At 73.0% G+C, this 12,796-nt stretch carries 13 protein-coding genes; 8 read left to right on the top strand and 5 right to left on the bottom strand.

The window, feature by feature from the left end:
* Positions 1-79: 79 nt before the first annotated feature.
* Entirely contained in the window at positions 80-889 is an 810-nt protein-coding gene (locus tag BM339_RS32370) for a hypothetical protein (protein ID WP_143118696.1), read from the bottom strand.
* Between the two features lie 137 nt (positions 890-1,026).
* The gene (locus tag BM339_RS32375; protein WP_021597706.1) at positions 1,027-1,728 is read right to left on the bottom strand and encodes a DUF4230 domain-containing protein; all 702 of its coding nucleotides are present in this window, start codon (positions 1,726-1,728) and stop codon (positions 1,027-1,029) included.
* 115 nt (positions 1,729-1,843) lie between these two features.
* On the opposite strand from BM339_RS32375, the gene BM339_RS32380 reads away from it, so the two are divergent.
* Positions 1,844-2,155, top strand: a complete 312-nt coding sequence (locus tag BM339_RS32380) for a DUF3817 domain-containing protein (protein ID WP_024936480.1) — start codon at positions 1,844-1,846, stop codon at positions 2,153-2,155.
* Positions 2,156-2,194: 39 nt separating this feature from the next.
* Here BM339_RS32380 and BM339_RS32385 read toward each other — a convergent pair whose 3' ends face one another.
* Entirely contained in the window at positions 2,195-3,505 is a 1,311-nt protein-coding gene (locus BM339_RS32385) for a hypothetical protein (RefSeq protein WP_177287841.1), read from the bottom strand.
* Positions 3,498-4,544: an ATP-binding cassette domain-containing protein gene (locus tag BM339_RS32390; protein WP_337959937.1), complete on the bottom strand. Its 1,047-nt coding sequence runs from the start codon at positions 4,542-4,544 to the stop codon at positions 3,498-3,500. Before BM339_RS32390 ends, BM339_RS32385 begins: the two co-directional genes overlap by 8 nt.
* A gap of 364 nt (positions 4,545-4,908) precedes the next feature.
* On the opposite strand from BM339_RS32390, the gene BM339_RS32395 reads away from it, so the two are divergent.
* From BM339_RS32395 to BM339_RS32405, 3 genes are all read left to right on the top strand, one after another.
* Positions 4,909-5,865, top strand: a complete 957-nt coding sequence (locus BM339_RS32395) for a tetratricopeptide repeat protein (protein ID WP_075023486.1) — start codon at positions 4,909-4,911, stop codon at positions 5,863-5,865.
* A gap of 133 nt (positions 5,866-5,998) precedes the next feature.
* Positions 5,999-6,343 carry a cytidylate kinase-like family protein gene (locus tag BM339_RS32400; protein WP_083598278.1) on the top strand — a complete coding sequence of 115 codons (345 nt, stop codon included), beginning with the start codon at positions 5,999-6,001 and terminating at the stop codon, positions 6,341-6,343.
* Positions 6,344-6,446: 103 nt separating this feature from the next.
* Positions 6,447-7,850: an NAD-dependent malic enzyme gene (locus BM339_RS32405; RefSeq protein WP_021597114.1), complete on the top strand. Its 1,404-nt coding sequence runs from the start codon at positions 6,447-6,449 to the stop codon at positions 7,848-7,850.
* A 51-nt stretch (positions 7,851-7,901) separates the two neighbouring features.
* On the opposite strand, the gene BM339_RS32410 is transcribed toward BM339_RS32405, so the two are convergent.
* The gene (locus BM339_RS32410; RefSeq protein ID WP_143118697.1) at positions 7,902-8,546 is read right to left on the bottom strand and encodes a hypothetical protein; all 645 of its coding nucleotides are present in this window, start codon (positions 8,544-8,546) and stop codon (positions 7,902-7,904) included.
* 161 nt (positions 8,547-8,707) lie between these two features.
* On the opposite strand from BM339_RS32410, the gene BM339_RS32420 reads away from it, so the two are divergent.
* The 4 genes from BM339_RS32420 (at position 8,708) to BM339_RS32435 (ending at position 12,600) form a co-directional block, all read left to right on the top strand.
* A complete protein-coding gene (locus BM339_RS32420) occupies positions 8,708-9,283 on the top strand; it encodes a YqgE/AlgH family protein (protein ID WP_021597117.1) in 576 nt (191 codons plus the stop codon).
* Between the two features lie 10 nt (positions 9,284-9,293).
* Positions 9,294-9,557, top strand: coding sequence for a DUF3039 domain-containing protein (locus BM339_RS32425; RefSeq protein ID WP_024936483.1), 264 nt, complete (start codon positions 9,294-9,296; stop codon positions 9,555-9,557).
* Between the two features lie 193 nt (positions 9,558-9,750).
* Complete coding sequence (locus BM339_RS32430; RefSeq protein WP_256255559.1) at positions 9,751-10,785, top strand: zinc metalloprotease; 1,035 nt, start codon at positions 9,751-9,753, stop codon at positions 10,783-10,785.
* 36 nt (positions 10,786-10,821) lie between these two features.
* A complete protein-coding gene (locus BM339_RS32435) occupies positions 10,822-12,600 on the top strand; it encodes a DEAD/DEAH box helicase (RefSeq protein ID WP_075023487.1) in 1,779 nt (592 codons plus the stop codon).
* The last annotated feature ends 196 nt before the right edge of the window (positions 12,601-12,796 follow it).

The following is a 12,796-nucleotide window of genomic DNA, read 5'->3' on the forward strand; positions in this document are numbered from 1 at the left end:
CGCGATGGTTCGGGTCGTCGCGGGGCTGGTGCGGTGGCTGAGGTAGGTGCCCCGGTCGTGGGCCCGGCGGGTCGGCGCGTCACCCCTCGGCGGGGTTGAGCCACTTCGCGCGCATCCGCGAGCCGGGCTCTATCCCCGCCTCGGACAGGCGGCGCCAGTCACGCGTTTCGTTGAGCGTCCGCCGGGCCCAGGCCGCGCCTATGTCGGTGTAGGTGCGGCCGGTCCTGACGTCCTCAAGGACCCAGCTCTTGTTGTAGGAGAAGGACCTGACGTACGCCGCGATCGCGAAATAGAGGTTGTCGAGCAGGTCGGTCACGGTCGTGGAGTCGGTGACGGGAAAGATCAGCGGAAAGCCCGCGAGGCTGGAGTGGATCGCGCTGAGATCCACCTCGATCACGCGCTGCTGGAAGTGCTCGCGGGCCGTTTCGATCGCCTCGTCCACCACGGAGCGCCCCGCGTCGCCGGTACCCCGGATGCCGGACTGGCCCGCGCCGGGCGCCGCCGCGATGACCAGCGCGGGGTCGATGACCTTCTCGAACGCCGAGCGCATGGCGGCCTCAAGGTTCTCCAGGCTCCGGTCGGTGGCGGACGAGACGGTCGCTGCGTACTCGTGCCCGTGCTGCTGCAGATCCTTGAAGATCCCCTCGTCCTCGTAGTCGCCGGGTGCGTACAGGACCCACGGCTTCTGCCAGAGGATGCGGAAGAACGCCCCGGCAACGCCGCTCGGGAAGAGCACGGCGAAGACCGCGAGCAGCGCCTGGACCCAGCCGGTGGCCTGGGTGGTCACGACTCCGATCGTCACTTCCGTGAGCCCCAGGAACAGGGAGATGATCCAGAGCGGGTTCATCACCCGCGGGGACGCCTTCCTCGGTGACGGTGGGTGTCCCATCGCGTCCTCTCTGTAGCGAGCGACGGAACGCCATTGTGCAGGGACCCCGGGTGCCGTGCGTGCGGGTTGCCGATAGCGGTCAGCGGCCCGCAACGGCCGTCACCGGAAGGCGGGGGCGTCACCGGAAGGCGGGAACCTCACTGGGCTTCGGGGGTGATGGTGACGGTCTTGAAGCCGAGGGCCTTGAGCATGTTCTCCAGCATCGACTTCGTGTTGGCGTCGGCGCGTTCCTTGAGGCCGCTCTGGGCGGCGGCCGTCTGGATCTTCTGCGATGCCAGGACGTAGAGCTGCTGCTGGTTGTTCGGGTTGCTGCTGAAGAAGTCGCCGAACCGGTCGAGCAGGCCGCGCTGGGTGGCGTAGACGTAGCTGTTCTTCGTGTCGAGGTTGGTCTGCTCCAGTTCGGCGCGCGGCAGCGTGATGGTGGCGGCCGTCCGGTCCGCGTTGACCTTCACGGCGCCCGAGCCGAGCTTGGAGAGGTCGACGTAGGCGTCGACGGAGCCGTTGCCGACGAACAGCGTGCGGTTGCCGCGCAGCGAGGACGGCAGGAACTTGGCGTCCTTCTCCAGGTCCACGACGACCTGGAAGTTGCCGCTCGCGGCCTCGTAGCGGTGCAGATCGCGGATCGACTTGAGCAGGACGGGCCCGCTGCGGTCCTTCGTCTCCTCCTCGAACGGGTTGAGCCAGCCGGGCAGGCCCCGCAGCGCCTGCTGCGCGACCAGCACCAGGGCGATCGTGGCGATGACGAGCACGAGGGGCGTGAGGAGGCCGCGCCGGGGCGGACGGGACCGGCCGGGGGACGGCTTGGGTTGCGCGTCGTTCTTCGGTTCCGAGCGAGCCATGTACGCAACCATTCCCGGCAGAGCCGCCGCGTACCTGGCACGCCGGTGAGGTCAGTGTGATCAAGGCCATAGTGCGGTCCGAAACCCGGGTCACCTCTCCGCCGTTGGCCCCGGCGTGGATCTGATTCGCGTATTCCGGTACGTCTCCATCGCGGAGGCGGCCTCGTTCCTGCTCCTGCTGCTGGTCGCGATGCCGCTGAAGTACGGGGCGGACGCGCCGGCCGGCGTGCAGCTGACGGGCCCGGTGCACGGGGTGCTGTTCATGGCCTACGTCGGGCTGGTGTTCCTGGTCCGCGAGCAGTTGCGCTGGGACCTCCGGCGCACGGTCCTCGCCCTCGGCGCGGCCGTCCTGCCGGTCGCCCCGTTCTTCGTGGAACGCCGCTGGACCACGCCCCCGGCCGCCGAGGCGGCCGCGGGAGGCGCCTGAGCTCGCGCGCGACCGGCGGCCGGAGGGGTCCGGCCGCGGTCACGCGCGGGGTCGCGCGCCGTCCAGGGCCTCGCGGCGGGGGTGCTTCGCGGGGCGGTGCTTCTTCTCGCGGTGGGGGGAGCGGAAGTCGTCCCGGTCGAGTGCGCAGGTGCGGTACTCGGTGAAGTGGAGCCGGAGCCAGGCGCGGCGGCGGCGCTCGCTCCAGGACGCGAACCGGCGGGCCGTGCGCGAGTCGGCGACGGCGCGGGGATCGTCGCCGAGGAGCCACGCGTCGACCAGCGCGCGGTAGCCGTTGGGGGAGGTGCAGGCCGGGCCGTCCTTGAGGCCCTCGCTGATCTGCCGGACGGCGCGGGCCGCGTAACCGGGGGAGAGGCTCTCGTCGACGTGGACGGCCGCGACGCCGCCGGCCACCGTGACGGGCACCCAGGCCGGACGCTGCTCCACCCGGGTGAACGCGCCGGGCGTCCCGTCCAGCCGCGCGGCGAGGGGGGTGACCTGCTCCATCAGTCGCGGCAGCGCGTGGCGCAGCGCGGGGTGCACGCAGACGGTCAGCGGCCACCGCCGGCACACCGGCTCCGCCGCGGCGGGCGCGACCGCGCCGGACGAGCCGCGCAGGTCGAGCGTGGCGGCGGCGGTCGCGGCCAGCGCCATCGCCAGGGGGAGGACGATCAGGAACCGGCGCGTCACCCACATCACGTAGCCGAGGATCAGCGCGGTGGTCGTCCCGGCTGCCCAGAGGACCTGGTCGGCGAAGACCGCGGGCCGCAGGGTGGTGAACAGGTCGAGGCGGGGGAGCGCGGCCGGGGGGAGCAGGCTCCACCACGACACGCCCGGGACGCGCAGAGCGGCCCACAGGGACGTCACGGCCAGGACCAGGGCGGCGGTGACGCGGTGGGGGACGACGCGTCCGGTCAGGTACCCCACGACCACGTGGAGGACGAGCGCGCCCGCGCCCGCGACCGCCCCGAGCGGGTGCGGATGGCCCGCCTCCTCGTGCACGAGGGTGACGGCGACGACCAGGGCCGTGACCGCGAGGTAGGACACCAGGGCCGCGGACGACAGCAGCAGCAGGTCGAACAGCACACCGGTGGCGGGCGAGCGCGCCGTGAGGTCGCGCAGGTAGTCGAGCGGGCGTTCCCGGACGGCCGCCCACGCGGCCAGCGCCGCCGCGACCGGACCCAGGAACCGGACGGCGTTGACCAGCGCGACGACCGTGTTGTCCCAGTACGCGACCGAGGGGCACAGCGACAGCACCGTGGCCGCCGTCCCGACCAGGGTGAGGACCGGCACCGCGACCAGCAGCGCCGTGCGGCGGGCGTCCAGCCGGAGCACCCGCCCGAGATCAGACACCGCCGGCGCTTCCGGCGGGGGGCCGCCTCGCCCGCGCCAGCTGCGGCACGGCCGGCTGGGGCAGGGCCGGCTGGGGCAGGGCCGGCTGGGGCAGGGCGATCCGCGGCAGCGTGAGGCGCGGCAGCGCCGGCCGGGCGGCGCGCGGGGTCCCGGCCCCGGCGCCCTGGGCCTCGGGGGCGCTCTCTGGATCCAGGGCGCGCTGCGGGTTCGGAACGGGGCGCGGGCCGAGGGCGCGCTGGTGGTCCAGGGACGTCTGCGGCTCGGGGGCGGTGCGGCGGTCGGCGGCGGAGCGGCCCCGGCGGGCGGTGGCGGAGTGCGTGGGCTGCTCGGCCAGCCGGCCGCGGGTGAGCGTGAAGAGCCGGTCGCACCAGCCGGTGAGCGTCTCGGTGACGTCGGCGGTGACGACGACCGCGGGCGCCAGCGAGCGGAGCACCGGGATCAGCTCCGCCATCGCCGCGGTGAGCGACCGCCGCCCGGGGCCCTCGGCGCCCGTCGGCCACGGCTCCGCGGCCGCGCACAGCTCGCCGAACGGGTCGTCCAGGAGCACCACCTCGGGTTCGTGGACGCAGGCGGCGGCGAGCCCGGCGCGCAGCCGGACGTCCGGCGGCAGCAGCGCCAGCTCCGTCCCGGCGGCCTCGGTGAGGTCGAGGCGCCGCAGCATGGAGCGCGCGGCGGACGCGCTGGTCCGCTTGTAGTACGCCGCGTACGCGACGAACTCGCCGGCCGTCATGCTCTCCGCCCGGGAGAACCGCGCCGGCAGGTAGCCGATCCCGGCCCGCGCGGCCCGCAGCCCGGTGGCGTTCGCTATGTCGTGTCCGAGAATGTGCAGCACGCCGGTATTCGGTTTGCGCAAGGTCGCGAACGTGGCCAGCAGAGTGGATTTACCGGCACCCGGTGGACCGGCCAGGCCGACCACGCCTTCGGGCACGCCGAAGGTCACCGGGCGCAGGAGCCACCGCCCCCCGCGGCGGACACCCATTCCTCGGGCCACGATCACGGAATGCTCCGCGATCACAAGTTTCCCCCCGTAGCTCGTCATGCGCGCGGCCGGACGGTGCGCCTGCCGGGCGCCGGGTGGCCTCGGGTCCCCCAACCCGCCACGCGGCGCCCGCCGGGCCGGGCCGCATTGGGGCGGCGCCGGCGCCGGTCGCTGTGGCCGGGCCGCGATGCATCGACATCGTGACTATAACCGGGCTTGGTGATGGCTGTCAGCAATCTTTTTGCCTTTACGGCAGGCTGCCTGGATTCTTTGCCTGAAGCTCTTAAGGCGCGAATTAAAAAAAGGAGGATAAGCGCCTGAATATGCCGTGGAGGGGGACGTGCCGGGCGTCCGCCGCGCCCGCGCGCTCCGCTGGGAGCGTACGGAGGCGCAGCCGGACGCGGTCATGGGGCAGGATGGACCCATGCCTTCTCAGGACTTTTCGTTGCACGGGGCCATCGACCTGGGGGCTCGCCAGGCCGCGGCAAGGAAGCAGCAGGAACGCCGGGCCCAGGCTGGCGGCGCCGGTCCGGGCACGGGCGCGGCCGGCGGGCCGTACGTCGTGGACGTCACCGACGAGACGTTCAACACCGAGGTCGTGGAGCGGTCGCAGTCCGTCCCCGTCCTCGTGGACTTCTGGGCCGAGTGGTGCGGTCCGTGCAAGCAGCTCAGCCCGATCCTGGAGAAGCTCGCCACCGAGGCGGCCGGCAAGTGGATCCTGGCCAAGGTCGACATCGACGCGAACCCGCAGCTCGGCGCCTACATGCAGCAGATGGGCGTGCGCGGCATCCCGTTCGTGGCGGCGGTCGTCGGCGGCCAGTTGCTGCCGTTCCTGAACGGCGCGGCTCCGGAGCCGCAGGTCCGCCAGGCCATCGAGCAGCTCTTCGAGGCGCTCCGCAAGGAGGGCATCCTGCCGGACGTCCCCGAGGGCGAGCAGCCCCAGGGCGGGGCGGCGGACGCCCCCGCGGCCGACCCGGTCTACGCCGAGGCCGAGGACGCCCTGCAGCGCGGTGACATCGACGGCGCCAAGGCCGCGTTCGAGCGGATCCTCGCCGCGAACCCGCGGGACGGCCAGGCCAAGCAGGGCCTCGCCCTGGTCGAGCTGAGCCTGCGCGTCCGGTCGCTGGACGCCGACGGCGCTCTGCGGGAGGCGGCCGAGAAGCCCGGCGACGTCCAGGCGCAGATCAGCGCGGCCGACGTGGAGATGGTGTCCGGGCGCATCGACGACGCCTTCGAGCGCCTGCTGGGCGCGGTGCGGCGCGGCGCGGGCGACGACCGCGACGCGGCGCGCAAGCACCTGCTGTCGCTGTTCGAGCTGCTGCCGCCGGACGACCCGCGCGTCTCCAAGGCCCGCCGCGGCCTCCAGTCCGCCCTGTTCTGACCCGGCACGAGCCGCGGTGCCGCCCGTTCCCGCCACGCGGGAGCGGGCATGGTCCCGGGTGTGAGCGCGCGTGTGGTGACGATCTCGGCCACGTTCGGCGCGGGCGGCCCGGCTGCCCACCCTCGTGCTCGGCATGGACGTCTACCTGCCGCAGGGCGGGACGGCGCCGCCCGAGGAGTTCGTCGAGCAGACCGAGAGCGTCATCATCCGGGCGGCCGGGCGCGGCGGCTGCGTCCTGCTCGGCCGCGCCGCCGCCGAGATGCCGCCCGGATGGGAACGTTCTACGCCGACCGGGACACCCGACCGCGAGGCGGAGCGTATGCTCGATGACAACGACCGCGCCCGGACGGCCTACGTGAAGCATTTCTACGGGGCCGACCCGGCCGATCCGCGGCTCTACCACCTCGTGATCGACTCCACGAGGCTGCCCGTGCCGGCGACCGTCGAGCTCATCGTCGTCGCGGCCCGGGCTTTCTGAGTCACGGGACGGGCCCGGGCGGCGGCCCCCGGACGCGCCGTCCCCCCGAGGTCCCGGCGCGCGCCGGACGTGGGACGGACCCGGAGCAAAGGGAGCAGCAGTCGTGGCGAGCGTGCCGAGCGTGTCGTACTCCATCACCGTCCGGCTGGAGGTCCCGGCCGGCGGGCGGGCCGTCAGCCAGATCACCCACGTGGTCGAGAACGCCGGCGGCATCGTCACGGCGCTGGACGTCAACACCGCCGGCCACGAGACGCTGCGCATCGACGTCACGATCGCGACCCGCGACACCCAGCACGCCGAGGCGATCGCCGGGGCGCTGGAGAACATCGAGTCCGTCAAGATCCACAAGGTCAGCGACCGGACGTTCCTGATGCACCTCGGCGGCAAGATCGAGATGCAGTCCAAGGTGCCGCTGCGCAACCGCGACGAGCTGTCGATGGCCTACACGCCCGGCGTCGCCCGGGTCTCCCTCGCGATCGCCCGCAACCCCGAGGACGTCCGGCGGCTGACGATCAAACGCAACAGCGTCGCCGTCGTCACCGACGGCTCGGCGGTGCTCGGCCTCGGCAACATCGGCCCGGAGGCGGCGCTGCCCGTCATGGAGGGCAAGGCGGCGCTGTTCAAGCGGTTCGCCGGGATCGACGCGTGGCCGATCTGCCTCGACACGCAGGACACCGACGAGATCGTCCGGACCGTGCAGATCCTCGCCCCCGCGTTCGGCGGCATCAACCTGGAGGACATCTCCGCGCCGCGCTGCTTCGAGGTCGAGGCGCGGCTGCGCGGCCTGCTCGACATCCCGGTCTTCCACGACGACCAGCACGGCACCGCGATCTGCGTGCTGGCGGCGCTGACCAACGCGCTGCGGGTCGTCGGCAAGGACATCGGCTCGGTCCGCATCACGATGGCGGGCGCGGGCGCGGCCGGCAGCGCGATCCTCAAGCTGCTGATGCACGCGGGGGCCCGCCACCTCGTCGTCTGCGACTATCACGGCGCGGTGCACAAGGGCCGCGACGACCTGGACGACTCGCTGCGCTGGATCGCCGAGCACACCAACGCCGACGGCTACGCCGGCGACCTGCGCGGCGCGGTGAAGGACGCCGACGTGTTCGTCGGCGTGTCCGCCCCCGGCATCCTGAACGGCGACGACATCGCCTCGATGGCCGATGACGCGATCGTGTTCGCGCTCGCCAATCCCGAGCCGGAGGTGTCGCCGGACGAGGCCCGCGAGCACGCCGCCGTGGTCGCCACCGGCCGCAGCGACTACCCCAACCAGATCAACAACGTGCTGGCTTTCCCCGGTGTCTTCCGCGGACTGCTGGACGCGCAGGCCGACGGCGTCACGCTCGACATGCTGGCCGCCGCCGCGAAGGCGCTCGCCGAGGTGGTCACCCCGGACGAGCTCGGCCCGAACTACATCGTGCCGAGCGTGTTCCACCCCGACGTCAGCACGCGCGTCGCGGGCGCCGTCCGGGAGGCCGCCGGCGGCCGGCCCCGCACCGAGGCCTGACCGCGCCCGACTACGCCTGACCGGGCCCGACCGCGCTCGACCGGCTACGGGTCAGGAGTCCTTGCCGGCGAAGATCTTCTCCCGGCGGCGGGGCCAGATGCCGCCGTACCAGAAGATGATCGCGCCGGTCAGGATGATGGCGCCGCCGGTCGCGGCCCGCGCCCACAGGACGGCGTCCGGCCCGGTGTTCGGCAGCTGGTTCGGCGGCGTCTCGCTCGGCGCGGCGCCCGCCTTCTTGCAGTTGGCCCGCAGGGTGTCGCTCTCGATCTGCCGGTTGGCCCAGCGGACGGTGACGCGGGTGCCGCGGTCCTCGCGGAGCTTGACGGCGACGGTGCGGGTGGCGCCGGGGCCGATCGTGCCGGGGATCGCTGCGGTGTCGTCGTTCTTCTCGATCGAGTAGTCCTCGTTCTTCGTCCCGGTGTTGCGGATCCGGACGTTGACGGTCCGGTCGGGGCACGACACCGACCCGATGCTCGCGGTCACCGGCCGCCCGGGGGCGCTCGGCGACGCCGACCCCGTCCCGGACCGGGTCGGGCTCGCCGACGCGGACGGCGAACCGCCGGACGGGCTGGGGCTCGCCGACGTGGTTGAGGAGGCCGGCGACGCCGACCCGTCCCCGTCGAACAGCGCCGGGATCGCGATCAGCGCCCCGATGACGATGAACACGGCGGCGATGACGACCCTGGGCAACTGCATCGCTGTCCTCCCGGCGCGCGGACCAAGCGGTGGCCGATGATCCTAGATCATTCTCGACCCAGGACCTTGTGGAGCCGATATCCCCATCGATAGGAATGCGTAACAGGCTAACGACCGCGAGGGCGTGCCGCCGGAGGTCCGGGCAACGCATGATGGGACCCATGGAAGACGGCATCAGGGTGGGGCTCCTGCTGGTGGCGACCCCTCAGCTGGAGGATCCGAACTTTCGGCGGAGCGTCGTCCTGCTGGTCGAGCACGACATGGACGGGGGGACGCTCGGAGTTGTCCTCAACCGGCCGACCGAGGTTCCGGTCGGCCGCGTCCTGCCGCCGTGGGCCGAACTGGTCACCGGGCCGGCGGTGGTGTTCCAGGGCGGGCCGGTCGCGCTGGAGAACGCGCTGGCCCTGGCCCGCCTGCCCGGCGAGGACGAGCCGCTCGGCTGGCGGGCGCTGGACGGCGGCACCGAGGTGTCCCGGGTGGGCCTGGTCGACCTGGAGGCCCCGCCAGGCCTGCTGGCGGCCGAGCTGCTCCAGCTGCGGGTGTTCGCCGGGTACGCGGGCTGGTCGGCGGGGCAGCTGCGCGCCGAGATCGAGGAGGGCTCGTGGTACCTGGTGCCCGCCGAGGCCGGGGACGTGTTCGCCGGCGACCCGGAGCGGCTGTGGCAGGCGGTCCTGCGCAGGCAGGGCGGCGACCTGGCCTTCGTCTCCACTTTTCCCGAGGACCCGACGCTGAACTAAGGTGAACGACGTGAGTACGAAGATCCTTCCCGACAGCGACACCCAGAGCGATGTCAAGCCGGACCTCTCGCACGGTGACGGCGACCACGAGCGGTTCGCCCACTACGTGAAGAAGGCCAAGATCACCGAGAGCGCGGTGACCGGCACGCCGGTGATCGCGCTGTGCGGCAAGGTCTGGGTGCCGAACCGGGATCCGAAGAAGTACCCGGTCTGCCCGGAGTGCAAGGAGATCTACGAGTCCATGAAGCCGGGCGGCGGCGACGAGGGCGAGTGACCGGCCGCCGGACGGCGGCCGATGAGCGCGGCGCCCATGTAGGCGTGCGCGCGTGAGGGTCCCGCGGGTGTGACCGCGGGACCTTGGCGTTTCCGAACCACGGGACGTTTCTACATACGGGGGATTGATGCGGCGGATCGCGGGGGCTTCGCTGTGCGCACTGCTGGTCACGGTGGGTGCGGTATCCGGTTCGGTGAGTGACCGGGGCGGGGGCCGGGACCGGGTCCGGGACCGGGTCCACGCCGCATCGGCCGTCCCGGACGACGGCTGCGTGCCCGGTTCCGCCGCGCGGGCGGCCCGCCCGCACGACCGGGCCGATCTCGGCCACGACGGGGCGGTGGCCCTGCTCGCCGATCTCCACCAGACCCTCCTCGACCGGTTCGGGACGTCCGACATCGCCCGGTTCGAAGCGTCCCGGTTCGATGCGTCCCGGTTCGATGCGTCCCGGTTCGATGCGTCCCGGCTTGACGGGGCCCGGCGCATCGCGCGGCGGCTCGTCGTCCCGGTGCGGTTCCATGTCGTCCACAGCGGACGGTACGGGCGGCTGTCGAAGAAGGCCCTCCGGCGGCAGATCGCCACGCTGAACGCCGCGTACAGCGGGCGGAAGGGCGGCGCGGACACCCGGGTCAGGTTCCGCCTGAGCGGCTACGACCGCACGAACAAGCCGTCCTGGTTCTACCACCCGCAGCACTACGAGCACGCCATGAAGCGGCGTCTCCGCAAGGGCGGGCGAGGCACGCTCAACGTCTACACGGCCTCCGTCGGGGCGGAGGTGCTGGGCTTCTCCACGTTCCCGCAGTGGTACCGGCGCGATCCGCGCATGGACGGCGTGGTCGTCGACTACCGCAGCCTGCCGCGCGGGTCGTACGCGCCGTTCAACCACGGGTACACGGGCGTGCACGAGATCGGGCACTGGCTCGGCCTGATGCACACGTTCGAGGGCGGATGCACGCCGCCGGGGGACGGGGTGGCCGACACCCCGTACGAGGCGGTGCCCGCGGAAGGATGCCCGCGCCACCGCGACACGTGCCCGCAGCGGGGCCGTGATCCGGTGCACAACTTCATGGACTACGCCCACGACTCCTGCATGCGAGGCTTCACCGCAGGTCAGGGGCGTCTCATCCGGGCGTCGTGGGCGGCGTACCGGTCCCGCCGGCACGGTCGCCACCGTGTGGATCCGGGCACAGCCGGGCCGGGCGCGGCACGATCTGTCGGTGGGGCTCGATAGCCTTCGATGACCGTGAGCACCTTCGCCGCATCGAGCATGCCCCCCGCGTTCCCCGAGCGGGCCGCCTGGGGGACCGCGTCGTCCCTGCGTGCCTGGCAGCAGCAGGCGCTGGAGGCGTACTTCGGGGGTTCCGGGGGTCGCTCCCCGGGTGAGGACAGCGGGACGGACGGCACCAGGCCCGGCCCGCGCGACTTCCTCACCGTCGCCACGCCCGGCGCCGGTAAGACGACGTTCGCGCTGCGCCTCGCCCGCGAGCTGATGGAGCGGCGCGTCGTCTCGGCGATCACGGTCGTGTGCCCGACCGAGCACCTCAAGCGGCAGTGGGCCGAGTCGGCGGCCCGCGTCGGCATCAAGATCGACCCCGAGTACCAGAACGGGCAGGGGCCCGTCGGCAAGGACTTCCACGGCGTCGCCGTCACCTACGCGACCGTCGCCGCCCGCCCGGCCCTGCACCGCAACCGGACCGAGTCGCGCAAGTCGCTGGTCATCTTCGATGAGGTCCACCACGCGGGCGACGGCCTGTCGTGGGGCGACGCCGTCCGTGAGGCGTTCGAGCCCGCGACGCGGCGGCTGGCGCTCTCCGGCACGCCGTTCCGCACCGACATCAACCCCATCCCGTTCGTCCAGTACGAGGAGGGGCCCGACGGCGTGCGCCGCAGCCGCGCCGACTACACCTACGGGTACGGCCCGGCCCTCGCCGACGGGGTCGTCCGGCCGGTGATCTTCCTGGCGTACGCGGGGGAGATGCGCTGGCGCACCCGCGCCGGCGACGAGATCACCGCGACCCTCGGCGAGCCGCTCACCCAGGACCAGACCGCTCAGGCGTGGCGGGCCGCGCTCGACCCGAAGGGCGACTGGATCAAGCAGGTGCTGGCCGCCGCCGACCGCCGGCTGACCGAGCTGCGCCGCGCCATCCCGGACGCGGGCGGCCTGGTCATCGCCACCGACCACGAGGCCGCCCGCGCCTACGCGAAGATGCTCCGCGCGGTCACCGGGCAGGGCGCCACGATCGTGCTGTCGGACGACCCGACCGCCTCCAAGAAGATCAAGCAGTTCGGCGAGACCGAGGACCGCTGGATGGTCGCGGTCCGCATGGTGTCCGAGGGCGTCGACATCCCGCGGCTGTGCGTCGGGGTGTACGCCACGTCGACCAGCACGCCGCTGTTCTTCGCGCAGGCGATCGGCCGTTTCGTCCGCGCCCGCAAGCGCGGCGAGACCGCGTCGGTGTTCCTGCCCTCGGTGCCGACCCTGATGGGCCACGCCTCCGAGATGGAGGAGGAGCGCGACCACGTCCTGGACCGTCCCGTCCGCGAGGACGGCCTGGACGACCAGCTGCTCGCCGAGGCGAACCGGCAGCAGGACACGCCCGACGTCGGCGAGGAGCTGCCGTTCGAGACGGTGGAGGCGTCCGCCACGTTCGACCGTGTCCTGTACGACGGCGGCGAGTTCGGCATGAACGCCGAGCCCGGCTCCGTCGAGGAGGAGGAGTTCCTCGGCATCCCGGGCCTGCTGGAGCCCGAGCAGGTGTCGGCGCTGCTGCGCAAGCGCCAGGCCGACCAGATCGCCAGCGAGCGGAAGAAGAAGACCGGCGACCCGCGCGCCGACCGCACCGCCGCCGAGGACGTCGCCGCCCTCCGCCGTGAGCTGAACGGCCTGGTCGGCGCCTGGAACCACCGCACCGGCAAGCCCCACGGCGTCATCCACACCGAGCTGCGCGCCGCGTGCGGCGGCCCGGCCATCGCCCAGGCCAGCAGCGACGACATCCGCAAGCGCATCGCCAAGATCCGCGAATGGGCCGCCAAGCGCCGCCACTGACCGGCGGGCACTGGGCGGCGGCACTGGGCGGCGGCACTGGGCGGCGGCACTGGGCGGCGGCACTGGGCGGCGGCGTTGAGCGGCGGCGTTGAGCGGTGGCATTGAGCGACGGGCGGTAACTGGGCGGGTGGTAGAGCGGCGGTATTTGAGCGGCGGTACTGGGCGGGCTTAATTCGGTGGCTTCCGGTTTGCTGTG

Source organism: Actinomadura madurae (assembly GCF_900115095.1).
Classification (GTDB): domain Bacteria; phylum Actinomycetota; class Actinomycetes; order Streptosporangiales; family Streptosporangiaceae; genus Spirillospora; species Spirillospora madurae.